Source organism: Mycobacterium marseillense, from assembly GCF_010731675.1.
Classification (GTDB): domain Bacteria; phylum Actinomycetota; class Actinomycetes; order Mycobacteriales; family Mycobacteriaceae; genus Mycobacterium; species Mycobacterium marseillense.
On record NZ_AP022584.1, the window covers coordinates 3,939,202 to 3,958,592 of the forward strand.

20 protein-coding genes are annotated in these 19,391 nt (G+C 67.6%); 9 read left to right on the forward strand and 11 right to left on the reverse strand.

Features of this window, described 5'->3' with window-relative positions:
• Nucleotides 1–103 precede the first annotated feature (103 nt).
• Nucleotides 104–886, reverse strand: a complete 783-nt coding sequence (locus G6N26_RS18120) for an LLM class F420-dependent oxidoreductase (RefSeq protein ID WP_083015693.1) — start codon at nt 884–886, stop codon at nt 104–106.
• Between the two features lie 21 nt (nt 887–907).
• Entirely contained in the window at nt 908–2,098 is a 1,191-nt protein-coding gene (locus tag G6N26_RS18125) for an NADH:flavin oxidoreductase (protein ID WP_083015690.1), read from the reverse strand.
• 50 nt (nt 2,099–2,148) lie between these two features.
• Here G6N26_RS18125 and G6N26_RS18130 point away from each other — a divergent pair, with 50 nt between their 5' ends.
• Nucleotides 2,149–3,162 carry an NAD-dependent epimerase/dehydratase family protein gene (locus G6N26_RS18130; RefSeq protein ID WP_083015687.1) on the forward strand — a complete coding sequence of 338 codons (1,014 nt, stop codon included), beginning with the start codon at nt 2,149–2,151 and terminating at the stop codon, nt 3,160–3,162.
• Here G6N26_RS18130 and G6N26_RS18135 read toward each other — a convergent pair.
• From G6N26_RS18135 to G6N26_RS18175, 9 genes are all read right to left on the reverse strand, one after another.
• The gene (locus G6N26_RS18135; RefSeq protein WP_083015685.1) at nt 3,103–3,708 is read right to left on the reverse strand and encodes a helix-turn-helix domain-containing protein; all 606 of its coding nucleotides are present in this window, start codon (nt 3,706–3,708) and stop codon (nt 3,103–3,105) included. The two genes, G6N26_RS18130 and G6N26_RS18135, sit on opposite strands and share 60 nt — an antisense overlap.
• 6 nt (nt 3,709–3,714) lie before the next feature.
• Nucleotides 3,715–4,668 carry an alpha/beta fold hydrolase gene (locus tag G6N26_RS18140; RefSeq protein ID WP_139799094.1) on the reverse strand — a complete coding sequence of 318 codons (954 nt, stop codon included), beginning with the start codon at nt 4,666–4,668 and terminating at the stop codon, nt 3,715–3,717.
• Entirely contained in the window at nt 4,658–5,866 is a 1,209-nt protein-coding gene (locus G6N26_RS18145) for a DUF1214 domain-containing protein (RefSeq protein ID WP_083015677.1), read from the reverse strand. The genes G6N26_RS18140 and G6N26_RS18145 overlap by 11 nt, the downstream gene beginning before the upstream one ends.
• Nucleotides 5,867–5,868: 2 nt before the next feature.
• Nucleotides 5,869–6,669, reverse strand: a complete 801-nt coding sequence (locus G6N26_RS18150) for a sugar phosphate isomerase/epimerase family protein (RefSeq protein ID WP_083015673.1) — start codon at nt 6,667–6,669, stop codon at nt 5,869–5,871.
• Nucleotides 6,670–6,673: 4 nt separating this feature from the next.
• Nucleotides 6,674–7,843 (reverse strand): sulfotransferase family protein, encoded by a 1,170-nt coding sequence (locus G6N26_RS18155; RefSeq protein WP_083015669.1) that lies wholly within the window; start codon nt 7,841–7,843, stop codon nt 6,674–6,676.
• Nucleotides 7,840–8,967 (reverse strand): LLM class flavin-dependent oxidoreductase, encoded by a 1,128-nt coding sequence (locus tag G6N26_RS18160; RefSeq protein WP_083015666.1) that lies wholly within the window; start codon nt 8,965–8,967, stop codon nt 7,840–7,842. Before G6N26_RS18160 ends, G6N26_RS18155 begins: the two co-directional genes overlap by 4 nt.
• Nucleotides 8,968–9,106: 139 nt before the next feature.
• On the reverse strand, nt 9,107–10,204 hold the full coding sequence (locus tag G6N26_RS18165; RefSeq protein WP_067170731.1) for an inositol-3-phosphate synthase: 1,098 nt from the start codon (nt 10,202–10,204) through the stop codon (nt 9,107–9,109).
• A gap of 55 nt (nt 10,205–10,259) precedes the next feature.
• Complete coding sequence (locus tag G6N26_RS18170) at nt 10,260–10,802, reverse strand: PadR family transcriptional regulator (protein WP_003874738.1); 543 nt, start codon at nt 10,800–10,802, stop codon at nt 10,260–10,262.
• Between the two features lie 145 nt (nt 10,803–10,947).
• Nucleotides 10,948–11,826: a DUF1707 SHOCT-like domain-containing protein gene (locus G6N26_RS18175; RefSeq protein ID WP_083015963.1), complete on the reverse strand. Its 879-nt coding sequence runs from the start codon at nt 11,824–11,826 to the stop codon at nt 10,948–10,950.
• Between the two features lie 121 nt (nt 11,827–11,947).
• On the opposite strand from G6N26_RS18175, the gene G6N26_RS18180 reads away from it, so the two are divergent.
• From G6N26_RS18180 to rplI, 8 genes are all read left to right on the forward strand, one after another.
• A complete protein-coding gene (locus G6N26_RS18180; protein WP_067170985.1) occupies nt 11,948–12,382 on the forward strand; it encodes a DUF5318 family protein in 435 nt (144 codons plus the stop codon).
• Nucleotides 12,379–15,006 carry a transglycosylase domain-containing protein gene (locus G6N26_RS18185; RefSeq protein WP_083015661.1) on the forward strand — a complete coding sequence of 876 codons (2,628 nt, stop codon included), beginning with the start codon at nt 12,379–12,381 and terminating at the stop codon, nt 15,004–15,006. The genes G6N26_RS18180 and G6N26_RS18185 overlap by 4 nt, the downstream gene beginning before the upstream one ends.
• Nucleotides 15,003–16,664 carry a glycosyltransferase family 87 protein gene (locus G6N26_RS18190; RefSeq protein ID WP_067170740.1) on the forward strand — a complete coding sequence of 554 codons (1,662 nt, stop codon included), beginning with the start codon at nt 15,003–15,005 and terminating at the stop codon, nt 16,662–16,664. The genes G6N26_RS18185 and G6N26_RS18190 overlap by 4 nt, the downstream gene beginning before the upstream one ends.
• Before the next feature lie 4 nt (nt 16,665–16,668).
• Nucleotides 16,669–17,310: a DJ-1/PfpI family protein gene (locus tag G6N26_RS18195; RefSeq protein ID WP_083015657.1), complete on the forward strand. Its 642-nt coding sequence runs from the start codon at nt 16,669–16,671 to the stop codon at nt 17,308–17,310.
• Between the two features lie 134 nt (nt 17,311–17,444).
• A complete protein-coding gene (gene rpsF / locus G6N26_RS18200) occupies nt 17,445–17,735 on the forward strand; it encodes a 30S ribosomal protein S6 (protein ID WP_007771721.1) in 291 nt (96 codons plus the stop codon).
• A gap of 117 nt (nt 17,736–17,852) precedes the next feature.
• The gene (locus tag G6N26_RS18205) at nt 17,853–18,374 is read left to right on the forward strand and encodes a single-stranded DNA-binding protein (protein WP_067170743.1); all 522 of its coding nucleotides are present in this window, start codon (nt 17,853–17,855) and stop codon (nt 18,372–18,374) included.
• Between the two features lie 38 nt (nt 18,375–18,412).
• The gene (gene rpsR, locus G6N26_RS18210) at nt 18,413–18,667 is read left to right on the forward strand and encodes a 30S ribosomal protein S18 (RefSeq protein ID WP_003874730.1); all 255 of its coding nucleotides are present in this window, start codon (nt 18,413–18,415) and stop codon (nt 18,665–18,667) included.
• Nucleotides 18,668–18,698: 31 nt separating this feature from the next.
• The gene (rplI, locus tag G6N26_RS18215) at nt 18,699–19,157 is read left to right on the forward strand and encodes a 50S ribosomal protein L9 (RefSeq protein ID WP_067170745.1); all 459 of its coding nucleotides are present in this window, start codon (nt 18,699–18,701) and stop codon (nt 19,155–19,157) included.
• Nucleotides 19,158–19,391: the final 234 nt, after the last annotated feature.

Genomic DNA, 19,391 nt, shown 5'->3' on the forward strand with positions numbered 1-19,391 from the left:
TGTCGAGTCTCTTTCGCGTCGGTCATCTAGCGCTGAGAGTTTCTCATGAATTGACGCGAGCGTTTACGGGTTTGGCGAATGAAGCCGGAGCAAAGCCGGTCGCTTAACGGTTATTGCGCCACTTGCATAGCGCTTCGGCGTCGCTCAGGTCGTAACCCGGGCCATCGCAGGCCACGGTCAGCAGGGTGACGCCGAGGTCGACGAGCCTTTCGGCGTTGGCCAGCAGGCCGCCGCCGTTCTTCACGGCCGCTGAGCGTTCGATGCCGGCCGGATCGCGTCCGACGTCGGCGCAGTGGCGCGCCAGGACCTCCGACTTGGCCGGGAACTCGTCGGCGGAGGTGAAGCTGTGCCAGACGTGCGCGTGTTCGGCGACCAGCCGCAGCGTCTTGCGTTCGCCCCCGCCGCCGATCAGGATCGGGATCTCCCGGGTGGGCGCCGGGTTCAGCTTGGCCAGCCGGTTTTTGATCCGGGGGAGTGCGGTCGCCAGGTCGTCGAGGCGGCTGCCGGCGGTGCCGAATTCGTAGCCGTACTCGTCGTAGTCCTTCTGCTTCCAGCCCGAGCCGATGCCCAGGATGAGCCGCCCGTCGGAAATGTGGTCAACGGTGCGGGCCATATCGGCGAGCAGCTCGGGGTTGCGGTAGGAGTTGCACGTCACCAGCGCGCCGATCTGAATGCGCGACGTCTGCTCGGCCCAGGCCCCGAGCATCGTCCAGCATTCGAAATGCGCGCCGTCGGGATCGCCGTAGAGCGGGAAGAAGTGGTCCCAGTTGAAGGCGATGTCCACGCCGATGTCCTCGCACCGGCGCACGGCATCGCGGATCTGACTGTATTGCGGAGCGTGTTGGGGTTGTAGCTGCACACCGATACGAATGTCGTCGCGAGTCATAGGACCCACCGTAGGCCTCCGTCAGGCCACCGGCGCCGCCTCGATCCTGTCGCGCACCACGCAATGCGTTCGGCTGTACACCGTGGGCATGCATTTCATGCAGTGGATGCACAACCCCTCGGCGGCGGTATGCTCGCGAAAGCTGTTGACCAGAAACGGATCTCGTAGCAGCGCGCGAGCCATGGCCACGAACTCGAACCCATCGGCCAGTGCGTCTTCCACCGTGTCGAGCCGGTTGACGCCGCCGAGAAGGATCAAGGGCATCGACAGCGCAGCGCGGAACTGGCGCGCGAGCGGCAGGAAGAACACCTCTTCGAACGGGTAGCTCCGGAACAGCCGCCGGCCCAACACGCGCAGACCCAGACCGACCGCGCGGGGTTGGGAGGCGATGAATTCGTCCATGGGGACATCGCCGCGGAAGTAGTACATCGGGTTGAGCAGCGAGCTGCCGCCGGTCAACTGCAACGCGTCGAGGTGCCCGTCGGACTCCAGCAGCTGGGCCGTGGGGATGCTGTCGTCGAGCCAGAAGCCACCGCGCACCCCGTCGTCCATATTGAATTTCGCCGTGACGGCGACGGAGTGGCCGACGGTGGATCGGACCCGTTCGGCGACGCGGCGGGCCAGTTCGGCGCGGCGTACGGTGTCGCCGCCGTAGCGGTCGGTGCGCCTGTTCAGATTCGGGCTGAAGAACGAGCTGAGCAAATAGCCATGGCCCATGTGGATTTCGAGCGCGTCGAATCCGGCGTCGACCGCGTTTCGGGCTGCGGTCCCGAAGCCGTCGATGACCGCGTCGAGTTGTTCGGGGGTGGCCGCCCGAACCAGACCCATGGCCGGCGCGCTCACCCGGGTGGACGGCGCCAAGGTCGGTGTCCGGTTCGACAGCGTGTTGGCGACCAGACCGGCATGGCCGATCTGGGCGCACACGAGCGCACCCGCCGCATGAACGGCCTCGGTCAGCCGGCGCAATTGCGGCACGCGGTCGCGGTCCAGCACGACGGTGTCGCGGTGAACGCGGCCGCCCGGTGAGATCGCGCAGTAGGCGACGGTCGTCATGGCGGCACCGCCGCGCGCGACCTCGGTGTGGAAGTCGATCAGCGCGTCGCTGACGTTGCCACGCGGCATCACGCCCTCGAAGGTCGCCGCCTTGATGAAGCGATTCTTCAGGACGAGGGGACCCAGTCGCAGTGGGCTGAAAGCCAGTTTCGATACCATTGGCACCGAAATATAGCACGACGGGACGATCACAGAGCGGAGCACGGCCGATGCGCATAGCTGTCACGGGCGGAACCGGATACCTCGGCGCGCACACGGTGCGCGCACTGATCGAGGCCGGTCATGAGGTGAAACTGTTGGCCGCGCCTACGGATCCGGGCGCCGTCCTCGACCGGCTACGAGCGCTCGGTCCCGTGACGGTGCTGAGCGGTGACGTGAGGTCCGCCGCGACCATCGAGGAACTCCTCGCCGGGGCCGACGCCCTATTGCATGCCGCCGGAGTCGTGGGCACCGACGAACGCCGTGCCCAGTTGATGTGGGACGTCAATGCCTATGCGACGGAGGCGATTCTGACCCGCGCGGTCGACCTCGCGCTCGACCCGGTCGTGTTGGTCAGCAGCTACAGCGCGCTGTTCCCGCCGCCCGATGGCATCATCTCGCACGATTCGCCTCCGGCGCGTGGCCGCAGCGCGTACGCGAAGACCAAGGGGTACGCCGACCGGGTCGCCCGGCGGTTGCAGGAGGCAGGCGCGCCCGTCGTCGTCACGTATCCCTCGAGCGTGGTGGGACCGGCCTTCGGCACCGCCGCCGGGGTCACCGAACAAGGATGGGCGCCGATCGTGCGGTGGGCGGTGGCACCGAAACTGCGCGGCGGCATGCAGATGGTCGACGTGCGAGACGTCGCCGACGTGCACGCAAGAATCATGCAGGCCGGTCGCGGGCCACACCGCTACGTGTGTGGCGGGCGGCTGCTCACCTTCGACGAGATGATCGACGCGCTCGAAGAGGGGCTGGGCCGGCGGGTGCGGCGCGTGCCCCTGTCGCCGGGCCTGCTGCGTGGGATCGGCCGCCTCGCCGACGCCGCCGGCCGCTACGTCGCGCTCGGCGACGGCCTCAGTTACGAAGCGGCGCTGCTGCTTACCGCCGCCACCCCCACCGACGACAGCAAGACCGTGGGCGAGTTCGGCATCACGTGGCGATCCCCGAAAGCGGCGATCGTCGAGTCATTGCGGGTGGGACGCGGCGACGGCCGTGATCAACAGCTGCGCGATCCGGTTGCGTAGGGCCTCGGAGTCGTCTTCGACGGCCACCGTCGTGACGAACAGCGCCGCGCCCGCGGCCATCGCCAGCGTAGCCCGGGCGTCGACGTCGGCTCGGCGTCGCCTGGCGGGCGTCGTCGCCCGCACGTCGTCGGCGAATAGCTGCACGGCGGGGACGCTGAATTTGGCCCACAAGTCCCTGCGTAGGTCGTCGTTCTCGCCGAGGGCCAACAGCAGACCCGGTACGGCGGCCCGCACGTCGGGCCTGCCGAAAAGTTCGTGACTGCCGCGCACCACCCACTCGATCCAGCCGGTCAGATCGGTACCGGAAAACGGTGCCAGGTCGGGGGTTTCACCGAGGATGGCGTGCAGCACCAGTTCCGCCTTGGACGACCAGCGACGGTTCAGGCTGGATCGCCCCACGCCGGTGCGCGCCGCGACGAGCCGCATACTCAGCTCGTCCCACCCGACCTCCACCAGCAAGTCCCGCGTGACCGACAGCACGCGCTCGTCGATCGAGGTGTCACGCGGCCGCCCGGAAGCTCTGGCGCTGCGGTCATCGTCGGTCATGCTGGCTCAGCGCGCGTCGAGCACCCCGCGCAGCAGGTCGATCAGCGCGAGGGGTTGGTCGCTCTGCACGGAGTGGCCCGAGTTCTCGACCACGTGCGCGCCGCGGAAACGCTTTGCGCGACGGGCGAGTTCGGCCGCGTCGTCGTCGCTGACGAAGCCGGATGTGCCACCGCGCACGAGGGTCACGGGTGCGGCCAACGCGTCGACGTCGTCCCATAGGCCGGAGAAGTCGGGGAAGGTGCGGATGGCGTCGTAACGCCACGTCCAGCTGCCGTTGTCGAGCTTGCGGGAGTTGTGGAACACCCCGCGGCGCAGCGCCTTCACCTCGCGGTGTGGCGCGGCCGCGACCGTCAGGTCCAGCATGGCCTGGAAGCTGGGGAACTCCCGTTCCCCGTGCATCAGCGCCACCGTGCCCTGCTGCTCCTTGGTCATCTCGGAATGGCGTTGCAGCGCCGAGGGAGTGACGTCGATCAGCACGAGCTCCTTGACCAGTTCGGGCGCGATCGCGCCCAGCCGGATCGCGGTCAGTCCGCCGAGCGACATGCCGACCACGAGGTCGGCCGTCGGTGCGTGCTCGCGCAGGATCGGCAGCAGGGTGTCGACGTTGAGCCGCGGCGAATAGTCGCCGTCCTCGCGCCAGGCGGAGTGGCCGTGGCCGGGAAGGTCGACCGCCAGTGCGGGCTCACCAAGGCCGACGATGACCGTGTCCCAGGTGTGCGCGTTCTGCCCGCCGCCGTGGATGAACACGATCCGCGGCGCGGCGCCGCCCCAGCGTAGCGCGCTGATCTTGCCTTCGCCGGCGCCCGATTCGACGCGCTCGACGTCGGGCAGTGGGCCGGACACGCCGGCCTGCTCCGCGTTTTCGTGCAACAGCGCGAATTCAGTTAGCTCCGCCAGCCCGTCCTCAGATACTTCGGTCACGATCTTTGACCCTAGCCCTGGTGTCGCTTCAGTGGACATAGCGGCGGCGAATGCCGCGGAAGCGTTCCCACATCGCGGCGGCGCGTTCGTCGGCGCTCACCATCGCGGTTCCCTCGGGGAGCGCCCCGGGCAGCTCGTCGTGCTTGACCACCCGGGTCTGAAGCGCGGCGGGTTCACCCTCGAGCATGTGCCGGTAGGTGAGGTTGCCGCATTCGAAGCCCTGGGTGTCCAGCCAGTTGTGCACTCCGGGATCACGGTGAGCCATAACCAGGCGGATGCGTCCGTCGCGATCGATCTTGGTGCGGCTCGGTGTGTAGCTCACCGGGCGGTACAGGTAATCCATGCTGTTGAAGAAGACCCCCATGTTGGTGAACATCCACAACCCGTCGTGGGCCTCGAATTCGACGATCAGCGCCTCGTCGCCGGCCAGCTTCCAATACATGTTGGCGGCGCCGCGGCCGCGCTTGGTGTCGGCGTCGGTCGCCCCGACACTGGGGAAGCTATTCGGGTGGTCGGCGTCGACGCCGCCGTATTGGAAGGGGAACTCGGGCCAATCCGCCATCAGTCCGGTGACGAAATCGCCGGCCCAGCGCATCGCCTCGGTCATGTCGGAGGGGGTGGGCAGTGGCTTGGGGTCGGCCATGTCGACGCGCTCGATGCGCAGCTGCGCGGGCAGCTCGTCCCAGCGGTCGAATCCCTGCCGGATGAACAGCTTTCGTGACTCGGGTGTGGTGGGCAGCCAGTTCCGGCCGCGCTCGGGCCCGCCGATATACAGCTCGAATTCACCATGTTCGCCGGTGCGGAGCTGATGGCCGAGCAGGTTGGCTTCCGGCGTGTCACCGAAGGGTTCGTGCAGCACGCCGGGCCCGGGGTTGCGGCGCCCCTGCACGGTGACGTTGAAGAACCGCGACGTGCCCCGGGTGCCGGTGAGCCGGTAGGCCGCTCGCCCGTCGATCCAGGCTTGCTGATAGGTGAAGTCGGCGCAGTCGCCGCCGAGCTTGCGGGTGGGGCCGCTGAAGGTGTGCAGCGCGGGGTAGCGGGCGTCGCGGGTTTCGAGGGCCAGATCGAAGGCCTGGCCGAGGTTTTGGGCGAGGAATCGGTAGGCGTCGACGCGATGGATCCCCGACGTGGGGTTGGGATCCTTGAAGGCGCGCTCGCCGGCGCGCCGCAGCCGGTCACAGAAGTCGGCCCACGCCGCCTGCAGGGCCGCGTCGTCCGGACCGTCACCGAAGGCCATGCTCACGCACCCAGCCTGTCCAGCATCGCGCCGACGACATCGCATGCGCGCCGGGCGGATTCGAGTCGGCCCTCTTCGTCGATGCGAGGGCCGATGAGTTCCAGGTCGAACCCGTGCGAGTAGCCGCCCGCGAGCGCCCGCGCCACGAACGTCTCGATGGGGATGGCGCCGTCGCCGGGCACCGCGCGGCCCGGAAGCGCGCGGTCACCCAGCACGTAGTCGCTGAGCTGGATGAGTTCCGTTCGCGGCAACGCACGCTGCACCATGGCGTCGAGATCGCCTTCCGCCCAACAGTGGAACAGCTCGATGCAGACGCCGAGCCCACTCATCTCCGCCAGCGTGACGGTATCGCGCAGGGTATGGGCGAGATGAATGTCGGCGTACAGGCTGGAAGCGTTCTCGATCGCGAGCGCCACACCGGCCTGCTTCGCGTGATCGACGCAGGGGGCGACCATGGCGGTGAACCGGTCAGCGGCCTGCGCCCAGCCGAGCGCCTCCCGACCGCCGGTGAGCATGTAGACCACCCGCGCATCCACGCCGGCGGCGGCGTCGATCACCTGCATCAGCGCATCGCGCGCCGATTGGCAATCGGCGGACAGCCGGCCGCCCGCGAAGATATGACACACCGCCTCCACGGCGAAATCGTTGCGCTGCATCATCTCTCGAAACTCGGGGTCGAGCACCTGGCCGTCGAGGACGCTCAACCGGGAGACCCCTAGATCCACCCAGTGCCGTTCCAGCTCAGCCAACGACGAGCCGTAGAACGTGACGTTGTGCACCGACAGACGCTCGTGGGCCGGCATGGCATCAGCCTCGGTTCTCGATCTCGACGCCGAATCGCTCACGAAACGGCCGGAATTCGGCATGCAACGCATCGAGGTCTTCACCGATATCGACCAAGAGTTGAGTGGAGTAGCGGAACTTGCCGTAGCGGTCGCCGCGATTGTCGGCCAGGTACGTGAGCATCGCCGTCTCGGCATCAGCGGTCAGTTCGCGACCGCAGAACGTGTAGTAACGCCGCACGGCGCCAACGTGATCGGCAACGAAATCGGTGTAGCGAACGTGCAGGATGCGGGGATCGTCGACCAGGGGATTGCTCATGGTGTTGGCGACGCCGGCCCGCGTCAGCTCCAAGTGCATCTTCGCCAGGGCGTGCAGGTCGACCGAGCCGACCATGCCTTCGGCGATGTCGGCCATCATCATGGTGCGAGATGCAGCGACCTGCACGGGGTCGCGGTGCAGCCACACCATCCGCGCGTCGGGGTAGGTGCCGAACAGTTCCTCGAGCCGGAAGCCGTGAAAGCCCTTCAGCACCCAGTACTTTCGCGGCCGGTGGTATTGCAGCTGTTGCAGCATCGCCTTGTGGAGCCGGTATTGCGCGGCCGGGTCGGTCGCCAGGCCACCGACCAGGGACTGCATGGGGACCCGCCACCACGCGGTGGGTGTCATGACCCGGAAATCGAACGCCCAGGTGCGTTCGTCTTCGGGCAGGCCGTCGCCCAGCATGTCGTTGTAGGGATGGCTGTGCAGCCAGTTGGGCATCTTCGCGTTGATCTCGCGCCAGTCGGCGTCGGCGCGCGCCCGGCGCTCGTCGTCGGGTCCGGCGAGTCCCGGTGGCGGGGACGGATACATCACCTCCCAGAACCGCAACGCCCGCGCGTGCGGGTCGACGGACATCAGGGCGTGCATCAGCGTTGTCCCCGAGCGTGGTTCGCCCGTGACGAACATCGGGGCGTCGATCAGTTCCTCGCCGATCGGGTACCGGTTGCGGTCTTCGATGAGTTCGAGCCGCGAGGTCAGCAGCCATCGACACACCTGCGCGGCCTCGAATCTGCCGTCGGCGTCCAGGCCGAGGCCGTTGAGATGGTCGACGGCGACGGCGAAGCGCTCCGGCAAGGTCGGATCGCCGTAGTCGCGTAGCCCGGTTTCGGCCTCCGCGGCGGCGAGTAGCTCCGAGGCGTCCAAAAGCGTCGTCACGACGGGTCTCCGCAGAGCCGCACGAGTTCGTCCTCGGCGGCGCGGACGTTCGCCGCCGAGGTCTGCGCGTACGTCAGACCGGCCATGGCGCCGTAGTCGAGAATCTTGGGTACGCGCAGTCCCGCGTCCACATAGGTCTTGACGATCTTGGCGACCTCTTTCGGTGTCCCGTGGGGCACGACGGAGAGCACCATCTCGGGGCGCACCTTGCCCAGGAAGCCGACGATGCGGTCCCGGGTAAGGACCGCGGGGTCGATGTCCTGGAAGCCACGCCAACCGTCCCCCATGGGGTGCTCGAAACCGAAGTCGCGCAACGTCTTCGCGGAGACCTGTAGCAGAAACGCCTTGACCAGGGGGGCCTGCAGGATCTCGGCGAGGGCCGCGTCGTCCTCGCCGATCATGCACACCTGGATGAAGCACGGGGTGATCGCCATCGGGTCGCGGCCGGCGCGCTCCGCGGAAGCCCTTACGGTGGAGAGCATCTCGGCGTAGTGTTCGGGAGTCCAGGCGCCCGCCGGCCACCATCCGTCGGCGTGCCGGCCGGCGATGTCAAGCATCCGGGGGCCGCTGGCGCCGATCCAGATCGGCGGTGTCCGGCCCTCGTAGGGTTCGGTGTCCAGGCGCGCGTGGTGCAGCGAGTAGAACCGGCCCTCGAAGTCGACCGGGCCGTCGCTCTGCCAGAGCAGGCGGATCACCGTCAGGGCTTCCTCGAAACGGCCGACCGGACGAGAGAAGTCAAAACCGTAGGGCAGCGTGTTTTCGCTCTCGCCGCTGCCCAGGCCGAGGATGAAGCGCCCCTTGGCGAGGTGATCGATGGTCAGCGCGGTCTGCGCGAGCATGACGGGATGGCGGCGCACCGTGTCGACCACGGCGCTGACGATCGGCACCCGCTCGGTCAGCACGGCCGCCGCGGCCGCGACCGCGAGCCCGTCGAGGTGGCGGTGCGGCGACGGGGAAGCGGTGGCCAGGTCGGTGAACTCGGGAGTCCAGATCGAGTCGGGCCAGAAACTGACCATGTGGTCGGGCAGCCAGATCGAGTGGTAGCGGCCGCTGTCGAGTTCGCCCAGCCGGGACAGGTCGAGGGGGAGCGTGGTGCGCAGGAACGCCGCGGGGTGAACGGTCATCGAGAGATGATGCTAAGCACCCGCACAGCATTCTGTCGACGAATAGGTGGCTAATGCGGGCCCGCGAGCGTAACGCTGTGGCGAATTCCAGCCGTGAAAATCGCCGTGGCGTTACGCTCGCGGATCGCGAAAGGGTTGTTTAGCCCGAGATGATGAACTCTTCGAGCTGAGTGCGCGCGATGTCGTCGGGCAGCTGCTGCGGCGGGCTCTTCATCAGGTAGGCCGACGCCGGGATCACCGGGCCGCCGATGCCGCGGTCCTTGGCGATCTTGGCGGCGCGCACCGCGTCGATGATGACGCCGGCGGAGTTCGGCGAGTCCCAGACCTCGAGCTTGTACTCCAGGTTCAGCGGCACGTCACCGAAGGCGCGGCCCTCGAGTCGGACGTAGGCCCACTTGCGGTCGTCGAGCCAGCCGACGTGGTCGGACGGGCCGATGTGCACGTCCTTGGTCTTGAACTCGCGCTGCAGGTTGGAGGTCACGGCCTGCGTCTTGGAGATCTTCTTGGACTCGAGGCGCTCGCGCTCGAGCATGTTGAGGAAGTCCATGTTGCCGCCGACGTTGAGCTGCATGGTGCGGTCCAGCTGCACGCCACGGTCCTCGAAGAGCTTGGCCATCACGCGGTGGGTGATGGTCGCGCCGACCTGGCTCTTGATGTCGTCGCCCACGATCGGCACGCCGGCATCGGCGAACTTCTTGGCCCACACCGGGTCCGAGGCGATGAACACCGGCAGCGCGTTGACGAACGCCACGCCGGCGTCGATGGCGCACTGCGCATAGAACTTATCGGCCTCTTCGGAGCCCACCGGCAGGTAGGAGACCAGGACGTCGACCTGGGCGTCCTTGAGCGCCTGGACCACGTCGACGGCGTCGGCGTCGGATACCTCGATGGTGTCGGCGTAGTACTTGCCGATGCCGTCCAGCGTGGGGCCGCGCTGCACCGTCACGTTGGTGGGCGGCACGTCGGCGATCTTGATGGTGTTGTTCTCCGAGGCGAAGATGGCCTCGGACAGGTCGAACCCGACCTTTTTGGCGTCCACGTCGAACGCGGCCACGAACTTCACGTCGCGCACGTGGTACTGACCGAACTTCACGTGCATCAAGCCGGGCACGGTGCTGTTCTCGTCGGCGTCGTAGTAGTACTGCACGCCCTGAACCAGCGAAGACGCGCAGTTACCGACGCCGACAATGGCGACTCGTACCTCCGTCGACGCAAGCGGCGCGTTCTGCTCACTCATATGGGCGTTCTCCTAACCTCTGACCTCTGACTGGGATGCTGGGTTCGTGCAGGGATTATGTTTGCTCGGAGAGGCCGGGCATAGCCCGCTCCGCAGCGATGAGCTCGTTGAGCCACTTGACTTCGCGCTCACTGGACTCGAGCCCCAATTGATGAAGCTGGCGGGTGTAGCGGTCGAACGAGCTACTGGCCCGCGCCACGGCTTCACGCAGACCCTCCCGCCGTTCCTCGACCTGACGGCGGCGGCCTTCCAGAATGCGCATCCGCGCCTCCGCCGGAGTCCGGTTGAAGAACGCCAGGTGTACCCCGAAGCCGTCGTCGGTGTAGTTGTGGGGACCGGTGTCGGCCACCAGCTCACCGAAACGCCGACGGCCCTCGTCGGTCAACTGGTAAACGCGCCGGGCCCGCCGGACAGGCGTCCCGGCCGGCGCGGCGTCCTCGGCGATCAACCCTTCCGCCTGCATGCGGCGCAGGGCCGGGTAGAGCGAACCGTACGAAAACGCCCGGAACGCGCCGAGTAAACCGGTCAGCCGTTTGCGCAACTCGTAGCCGTGCATGGGCGACTCGATCAGGAGGCCCAGGATGGCGAGCTCCAGCATCGATTCACCCCCTCAAAGACGGTTTGCTTGACTAGTTACGACGATTCGACGCCTCGCGCAATCGTATCGTCCCGATATATTAGCCACAACACCACTCGGTGTTGGTTTGCAATTCGTCACAGCCCGTGGGGGGCGGGGCCGGACGTTACGTGGGCAAACTCATCTGCTTGACGGTGCCGTCACCGCCGAAGGCGATGTAGCCGCTGCCGTAGTCGCTGGAGACATACAGCGACAGCGTGAGCGCGCCGGGCGTGGTCGGGTCTTTGGCCGGCTCGACGATCAAGTACGTCGACTTCACGTCGGCCGGCTTGATGCGCAACGTCTCCGGCGCCCCGCGCATGATCCCCACCGTCGCGTTGACGTCGAACTTGCTCAGGTCGACCGGCGCGGGACCGTCCGAGGAACTCTTGGCCGAGCTGGTCGGATCGCCCCACCCGCCGCGGTAGGTGTAGGCCAGCACCCGCCGGTCGTCGGAGGGGTCCGGACGGTCCAGCGCCGCGTAGGTCGGGTAGATGACCAGCCGATAGCCCATGGTGTCGCCGAACCGTTTGCGCATCTGCTCGAGCAATCCCGTCAGGCCGCCGACCGAGTGCAGCTGCGTGGGCGGCGTCAGCACGACGGCGTTGACGCCGTCGGGCTTGGCTCCCGGGTCCGTGGTGAAGTCCAGCGGCGAGCGGGTGTTGCCGTAAAGGCCCCAACCGATCCCCATGCCCAGCAGGACCGCGACGACGAAGGCGGCGGCCAGCGGGCCCCGCCCGCCCGGCCGCGGACGTTTGGGCCGCGAGTCGAGCGCGGGCAATGGCCGGCTGGTGTTGGATTGCAGATCGCCCACCAGAGCCTGTAGGTCGCCGAGCGTCACCGCCTTGGTGGCCGCGCTGACCCGTTCGCGATGTTCCTCGGCGGAGACCTCGCCGTCGCTTAGCGCGTTGTCGAGGATCGCGCAAGTGTCTTGACGGTCGGTGTCCTTGGCGCGGGTGCTCGCCGTCACCCCGCCAGCGAGCGGTGTCCCGAGCCATTTCGCCACGGGATGATCGTAGAAGTCCGACTCCGGTTGGGCGCGGAAACCGCCATCGATCGCCGTGGGGCGGGCCGCCACAGTTTTGGTTGCGTATCACTGGTCGGGATGGCGTCGTACTCTGGTGGGCGTGCGACTGCAGCGACAAGTGGTGGACTACGCGCTTCGGCGGCGCTCACTGCTGGCCCAGGTGTACTCGGGCCGAACGGGCGTGTCCGAGGTGTGTGACGCGAACCCGTATCTGCTGCGCGCCGCCAAGTTTCACGGGAAACCAAGCCAGGTCATGTGCCCGATCTGCCGCAAGGAGCAGCTGACGCTGGTGTCGTGGGTGTTCGGCGAACACCTGGGCGCGGTCTCGGGCTCGGCGCGCACGGCCGAGGAGCTGGTGATGCTGGCCACCCGATTCGACGAGTTCGCGGTCCACGTGGTGGAGGTGTGCCGCACGTGCAGCTGGAACCACCTCGTCAAGTCCTATGTGCTCGGTGCGGCGCGCCCGGCATCTCCTCCCAAGGGCGGCGGGCGCTCGCGGACGGCGCGCAACGGCGCCCGCACGGCCACTGAATGAGCTCGAACGACGAAGGACGGCACAGCCAGTCGTCCGGTGACCAACGTGGGCCAGGCACTGAGCGGGCGGGCAACCACGACAAGGACGACCATTCCGACCGCGAGCGCCGGAGTGGCGAGCCTCAGAATTCCGGCCAACGGAATGCGCCGCCACCGTCCAATCGCCGCCGGCAGGGCCCGCCCGACGATCGCCTGACCACGATCCTGCCTGCGGTCAAAGATGACCGCGCGCCCCGGCGTTCCGATCCCATCGACGAAGTCAAAGCCGCCCTGGCCGGGCCCCCGTCGGCGCCCGTGCGGCGTGACGCGCTCGACGAGGTCAAGGCCGCCTTGGACCGCCGAGGGCCCGCGTCCGGCCGGCAGGAGCGTGCCAGCTTCGGAGGCCGCCCACCCGGCGGACCCCCGCCGCCGCCGCCGCGGCGTGGGGGGTCGGGGGGTTCCGACGGACCCGGCAGGCGGGCGGCCGGGCCGTGGCGTGACTGGCCCTGGACGCAGCAGGTCAACTGGCTGTGGGTGCGACGGGCGGCCTACCTATGTGCGGCCGTGTTGGTGCTGTTGCCCATCGTCACCTTCGGCATGGCGTACTTCATCGTCGACATTCCCAAGCCGGGTGACCTTCGTACCAACCAGGTTTCGACCATCCTGGCCAGCGACGGCTCGGAGATCGCCAAAATCATTCCCCCGGAGGGCAATCGGGTCGACGTCAACCTCAACCAAGTGCCCGTGCATGTCCGCCGGGCGGTGATCGCCGCCGAGGACCGCAACTTCTATTCCAACCCCGGCTTCGACTTCAGCGGCTTCGCGCGGGCGGTGAGCAACAACCTGTTCGGCAGCGGGGACCTGCAGGGTGGATCGACGATCACCCAGCAATACGTCAAGAACGCCCTCGTCGGCTCGGCGCAACACGGCATCAGCGGCCTGATGCGCAAGGCCAAGGAATTGGTCATCGCCACCAAGATGTCGGGGGAGTGGTCCAAAGACGAAGTGCTGCAGGCCTATCTGAACATCATCTACTTCGGCCGCGGCGCCTACGGCATTTCCGCGGCGTCGAAGGCCTACTTCGACAAGCCCGTCGAGCAGCTCACCGTGTCGGAGGGAGCGCTGCTGGCGGCCCTCATTCGGCGCCCATCCACCCTGGACCCGGCCGTCGACCCCAAGGGCGCCCTGGCGCGCTGGAACTGGGTGCTCGACGGCATGGTCGAAACCAAGGCGCTGTCGTCCAACGACCGTGCCGCGCAGGTGTTCCCGCAGACCGTGCCACCCGATCAGGCACGCGCGGAGAACCAGACGACCGGGCCCAATGGCCTCATCGAGCGCCAGGTGACCCGAGAGTTGATGGATCTGTTCAACATCGACGAACGGACCCTGAACACCCAGGGGCTGCAGGTCACCACGACCATCGACCCCAAGGCCCAGCAGGCCGCCGAGAAGGCCGTGTCGAAATACCTTGACGGACAAGACCCCGACATGCGTACGGCGGTGGTGTCGGCCGATCCGCACGACGGCTCCATCCGGGCCTACTACGGCGGCAGCGACGCCAACGGTTTCGACTTCGCTCAGGCCGGATTGCAGACCGGGTCGTCGTTCAAGGTGTTCTGCCTGATCGCCGCGCTCGAGCAGGGGATCGGCCTGGGCTATCAAGTGGACAGTTCGCCGCTGACCGTCGACGGCATCAAGATCACGAACGTCGAGGGCGAAAGTTGCGGGACGTGCAACATCGCCCAGGCGCTCAAGCAATCGTTGAACACCTCGTATTACCGGCTGATGCTCAAGCTCAAGGGCGGGCCGCAGGCCGTGGCCGACGCGGCGCACCAGGCCGGCGTCGCGACCAGCTTCCCCGGCGTGCCCCACACGCTGTCCGAGGACGGCAAGGGTGGACCGCCGAACAACGGAATTGTGTTGGGCCAGTATCAGACCCGAGTGATCGACATGGCTTCCGCGTATGCCACGCTGGCCGCGTCCGGTGTCTACCACCGGCCGCATTTCGTCCAGAAGGTCGTCAACTCCGACGGCCAGGTGCTCTTCGATGCGAGCAAGTCCGAGAACAACGGCGAGCAGCGCATCCCCAAGGCCGTCGCCGACAACGCCACCGCGGCCATGGCGCCGATCGCCAGCTACTCGCGCGGCCACGCCCTGGCCGGTGGCAGGCCGTCGGCGGCCAAGACCGGCACCACGCAGCTAGGTGACACCAACTCGGACAAGGACGCCTGGATGGTCGGTTACACGCCGTCGCTGTCGACGGCAGTGTGGCTGGGTACGGCCAAAGGTGACGAGCCACTCGTAACGGCTTCGGGCGCACCGGTTTACGGATCGGGGCTGCCCTCGGATATCTGGAAGGCCACCATGGACGGCGCCCTCAAGGGCACCTCCAACGAATCCTTCCCCAAGCCCACCGAGATCGGCGGCTATGCGGGTGTGCCGGCGCCGCCGCCCCCGCCGAAGCCGCCGGCGGAAACCGTCATTCAGCCCACCATCGAAGTGGCGCCGGGCATCACCATCCCGGTCGGTCCGCCCACGACGATCACGCTGGCGCCACCGCCGCCCGGGGGCGGCCCGCCGGGCTCTCCGGAGCCGGGTGGTGGTGCGCCGCCGGGTGGGCCCCAAGCGCCGCCTCCGCCGCCGTGACCGGGGACGCGGAACAGGGCGCCACGATTTCACCGCGGCCGCTGGCCGCGGACCTGCGGAGCGCCGATAACCGAGACTGCCCGAGCCGCACCGACTTTCTGGGCGCCGCGCTCGCCGACGTCGTCGGGGGCCCGGTCGGCCGGCACGCACTGATCGGCCGCGCTCGGTTGATGACCCCGCTGCGGGTGATGTTCCTGATCGGATTGGTGTTTTTGGCGCTCGGCTGGTCGACCAAGGCGGCCTGCCTGCAAAGCACCGGCACCGGCACCGGCGATCAGCGCGTGGCCAATTGGGACAACCAGCGCGCCTACTACGAGTTGTGCTACTCCGACACAGTGCCGCTCTACGGCGCGGAGTTGTTGAGCCAGGGCAAATTTCCCTACAAGTCGAGCTGGATCGAGACGGACTCCACCGGCGCCCAGCAGATCCGCTACGACGGCCAGCCCGCGGTGCGGTACATGGAGTATCCCGTGCTGACGGGGATGTACCAGTACGTGTCGATGGCGTTGGCCAAGACCTACACGGCGCTGAGCAAGGTGGCCCCGCTTCCGGTGGTCGCCGAGGTCGTGATGTTCTTCAACGTCTCGGCGTTCGGCTTGGCGCTGGCCTGGCTGGCCACCGTCTGGGCGTCTGCGGGCCTGGCCGGCCGGCGGGTCTGGGATGGGGCCCTGGTGGCGGCCGCACCGGTGCTGATCTTTCAGATTTTCACCAATTTCGACGCGCTGGCAACGGGATTCGCGATGGCCGGTCTGCTGGCGTGGGCGCGGCGCAAGCCGGTGCTCGCCGGTGTGCTGATCGGGTTGGGGGCCGCGGCAAAGCTGTACCCGCTGCTGTTCCTGGGTCCAATGCTGCTGCTGGGAATCCGTACCGGGCGGCTGCGGGCGTGGGGGCGCACCACGGTGGCGGCCGTGGCGACCTGGCTGTTGGTGAATCTGCCCGTGCTGGTGTTCTTTCCGCGGGGATGGTCGGAGTTCTTCCGGCTCAATACGCGACGCGGCGACGACATGGACTCGTTGTACAACGTCGTGAAATCGTTCACCGGCTGGCGGGGTTTCGATCCCAAGCTGGGGTTCTGGCAGCCGCCGACGGTGCTGAACACGGTGGTCGCGGTGCTGTTCGTGACGTGTTGTGCGGCAATCGCATTCATCATCTTGACCGCTCCGCGACGGCCGCGGGTGGTGCAGGTGGTGTTCCTGGTGGTGGCCGCCTTTCTGCTGACCAACAAGGTGTGGAGTCCGCAGTTCTCGCTGTGGCTGGTGCCGCTGGCGGTGCTCGCGCTGCCGCATCGCCGGGTGCTCCTGGCCTGGATGACCATCGACGCGCTGGTGTGGGTGCCGCGGATGTATTACCTGTACGGCAACCCGAACCGTTCGCTGCCCGAGCAGTTCTTCACCACCACGGTGCTGTTGCGCGACGTCGCGGTCATGGTGTTGTGCGCGCTCGTGATCCGCCAGATCTACCGGCCCGACGAGGATTTGGTGCGCTGGGGAGGACGGGTGGACGATCCGGCGGGCGGGCCGTTCGACCGCGCACCCGACGCCCCGCCGCAGTGGCTGCCGGACTGGCTGCGGCCGGTGGGGTCACGCCGCGCGAGCGCCCCCGCCTCCGACGACGCCGGCAAACAACCCGCGATGGCAAGCGACGTCGGCGCGACGTGACGTCATGATTCAAGTCGTCATCCCGATCTTTCCGCGCTTCACCGCGCTCGACGCGGTGGGCCCCTACGAAGTGCTGCAACGCATCCCGTCGATCGAGGTCGTGTTCGTCGGGCAGCGCCGCGGCGAGGTGCGGACCGAAAACGGAATGCTCGGCGTGACCTGCGACGCCACGTTCGACGAGGTGAGCGCACCGGACGTGGTGGTGTTTCCCGGCGGCATCGGCACCCGCCAACTGATCCACGACGAGGCCATCGGTGACTGGCTGCGGGCGGTGCATCCGCACACCAGGTTCACCACCTCGGTCTGCACGGGCGCGCTGCTGCTCGCCGCGGCCGGGCTGCTGGACGGGTTGACCGCCACCACCCACTGGGGGGCCGCCGACCTGCTCAACAGTTTGGGTGCGCGCTACGTGCCCGAACGAGTGGTCGAGCACCTACCGCAGCGGATCATCACCGCGGCCGGGGTGTCCAGCGGCATCGACATGGCGTTGCGGCTGGTCGAGTTGCTCGTCGATCGTCAGGCGGCGCAGGCCGCCCAGCTGCTCATCGAATACGACCCGCAGCCGCCCTTCGACTCCGGCGCGCTCGGCAAGGCCGATCCGGCGACGCTGGCCAGGGCCAAGGAATATATGGCCGCCCGGCGCTAGTGAGGTTGCCCCGCGGCCCGGATTTTTCTGGTCAGGCCGGTATCCGGTAGCCTTGGGCGGTTGCCGACGCAGGCGACCCTCCTGCCGCGGATCGACCGTGGCCGTTTGAGACCAGAGGAGGTGGTGAGGTTTCCATGCGTCCATACGAAATCATGGTCATTCTTGACCCCACGCTCGACGAGCGCACCGTTGCTCCGTCCTTGGAGACGTTCCTGAACGTCGTCCGCAAGGATGGCGGATCCGTCGACAAGGTCGACATCTGGGGCCGGCGCCGGCTGGCGTACGAGATCGCCAAGCACGCCGAAGGCATTTACGTCGTCGTCGACCTGAAAGCCGAGCCGGCGACGGTGTCCGAGCTCGACCGCCAGCTCAGCCTCAACGAGTCGGTACTGCGCACCAAGGTGATGCGCACCGACAAGCACTAACAATCGTGGCCGCGCCGTGGACCCACGGCGGGGTGCACCTGCGTAGGCTCAGCGAGGACACGCTCATGACATCCACTTCCGGAGCGGCGAGCAACAGCGTGGAACGAGGAGGAAACTGTGGCTGGTGACACCACTATCACCGTCGTCGGAAATCTGACCGCAGACCCTGAACTGCGGTTCACTCCGTCGGGTGCCGCCGTCGCGAATTTCACGGTGGCGTCGACGCCTCGGATCTATGACCGCCAGAGCGGGGAGTGGAAGGACGGCGAGGCGCTGTTCCTGCGGTGCAACATTTGGCGGGAGGCGGCCGAGAACGTCGCCGAAAGCCTCACCCGCGGCTCCCGCGTGATCGTCACGGGCCGGCTCAAGCAGCGCTCGTTCGAGACGCGCGAAGGTGAGAAGCGCACCGTCGTCGAGGTCGAGGTCGACGAGATCGGCCCCTCGCTGCGGTACGCCACGGCCAAGGTCAACAAGGCCTCGCGCAGCGGCGGCGGTGGCGGTGGCTTCGGCGGTGGGGGAGGCGGCGGATCCCGCCAGCAGCAGGCGGCGCCCGCGAGCAGCGCACCGGCCGACGACCCGTGGGGCAGTGCCCCGGCATCGGGCTCGTTCGGCGGCGGCGACGACGAACCGCCGTTCTAACAGAACTTCAGCAGTAGAAAAGGAAAAGAAAGACAGACATGGCCAAGTCCAACAAGCGGCGCCCGGCACCGGAAAAGCCGGTCAAGGCACGGAAATGTGTCTTCTGCGCCAAGAAGGATCAAGCGATCGACTACAAGGACACCGCGCTGCTGCGCACGTACATCAGTGAGCGCGGCAAGATTCGTGCGCGTCGCGTCACCGGCAACTGTGTCCAGCACCAACGCGACATCGCCATCGCGGTGAAGAATGCCCGCGAAGTGGCGCTGCTGCCCTTCACCTCCTCGGCGCGATAGGCGCTGAAGGCCAACTGAAAGTACGAAAACGATGAAGCTGATTCTGACGGCTGACGTCGACCACCTCGGTACCGTCGGCGACACTGTCGAGGTCAAGGACGGTTACGGCCGCAACTACCTGCTCCCGCGCGGTCTGGCGATCGTGGCCTCGCGCGGCGCGCAGAAGCAGGCCGACGATATCCGCCGGGCCCGCGAAACCAAGGCGGTGCGCGACCTCGGCCACGCCAACGAACTCAAGACGGCGATCGAGGCGCTGGGGCCGGTCTCGCTGCCCGTGAAGACCGCGGCGGATTCCGGGAAGCTGTTCGGCTCGGTGACCGCCGGCGATATCGTCGCCGCGATCAAGAAGGCGGGCGGCCCTAACCTGGACAAACGGATCGTCCGGCTGCCCAAGTCGCACATCAAAGCCCTCGGTACTCACCCGGTGGCGGTGCACCTGCACCCCGAGGTTGACGTCGAGGTCGCGCTCGAGGTCGTCGCGCAGAGCTAAGCGCCCGACATTTGCTCATTCCCGGCGGTGGCCCCTCTCGGCCGCCGCCGGGCTTCGTTGCGCTGCGGGCTTGCGGCGGACCTTCGTCCCGGACGGTCGCGGACGTGCTCCCTAGCGAACTATTTCCCGGGTACATTTCGGCGGCCCGCGTTACCGGCCCGTAACGCTGGGAAAATGTCGCGGAAAGCCAACACGCCCGGGACGGTAACCTGGCCCGACACGCCGTAGAGATTC

What these genes read in the sequence shown, in the direction of transcription:
- rpsF (WP_007771721.1), top strand. Translation starts at nt 17,445, where the DNA reads ATGCGTCCATACGAAATCATGGTCATTCTTGACCCCACGCTCGACGAG.
- rplI (WP_067170745.1), top strand. Translation starts at nt 18,699, where the DNA reads ATGAAGCTGATTCTGACGGCTGACGTCGACCACCTCGGTACCGTCGGC.
- G6N26_RS18170 (WP_003874738.1), bottom strand. Translation starts at nt 10,802, where the DNA reads ATGCTGGAGCTCGCCATCCTGGGCCTCCTGATCGAGTCGCCCATGCAC.
- G6N26_RS18135 (WP_083015685.1), bottom strand. Translation starts at nt 3,708, where the DNA reads ATGACCGACGATGACCGCAGCGCCAGAGCTTCCGGGCGGCCGCGTGAC.
- G6N26_RS18145 (WP_083015677.1), bottom strand. Translation starts at nt 5,866, where the DNA reads ATGGCCTTCGGTGACGGTCCGGACGACGCGGCCCTGCAGGCGGCGTGG.
- G6N26_RS18160 (WP_083015666.1), bottom strand. Translation starts at nt 8,967, where the DNA reads ATGACCGTTCACCCCGCGGCGTTCCTGCGCACCACGCTCCCCCTCGAC.
- G6N26_RS18165 (WP_067170731.1), bottom strand. Translation starts at nt 10,204, where the DNA reads ATGAGTGAGCAGAACGCGCCGCTTGCGTCGACGGAGGTACGAGTCGCC.
- G6N26_RS18120 (WP_083015693.1), bottom strand. Translation starts at nt 886, where the DNA reads ATGACTCGCGACGACATTCGTATCGGTGTGCAGCTACAACCCCAACAC.
- G6N26_RS18185 (WP_083015661.1), top strand. Translation starts at nt 12,379, where the DNA reads ATGAGCTCGAACGACGAAGGACGGCACAGCCAGTCGTCCGGTGACCAA.
- G6N26_RS18125 (WP_083015690.1), bottom strand. Translation starts at nt 2,098, where the DNA reads ATGGTATCGAAACTGGCTTTCAGCCCACTGCGACTGGGTCCCCTCGTC.
- rpsR (WP_003874730.1), top strand. Translation starts at nt 18,413, where the DNA reads ATGGCCAAGTCCAACAAGCGGCGCCCGGCACCGGAAAAGCCGGTCAAG.
- G6N26_RS18130 (WP_083015687.1), top strand. Translation starts at nt 2,149, where the DNA reads ATGCGCATAGCTGTCACGGGCGGAACCGGATACCTCGGCGCGCACACG.
- G6N26_RS18140 (WP_139799094.1), bottom strand. Translation starts at nt 4,668, where the DNA reads ATGTCCACTGAAGCGACACCAGGGCTAGGGTCAAAGATCGTGACCGAA.
- G6N26_RS18195 (WP_083015657.1), top strand. Translation starts at nt 16,669, where the DNA reads ATGATTCAAGTCGTCATCCCGATCTTTCCGCGCTTCACCGCGCTCGAC.
- G6N26_RS18150 (WP_083015673.1), bottom strand. Translation starts at nt 6,669, where the DNA reads ATGCCGGCCCACGAGCGTCTGTCGGTGCACAACGTCACGTTCTACGGC.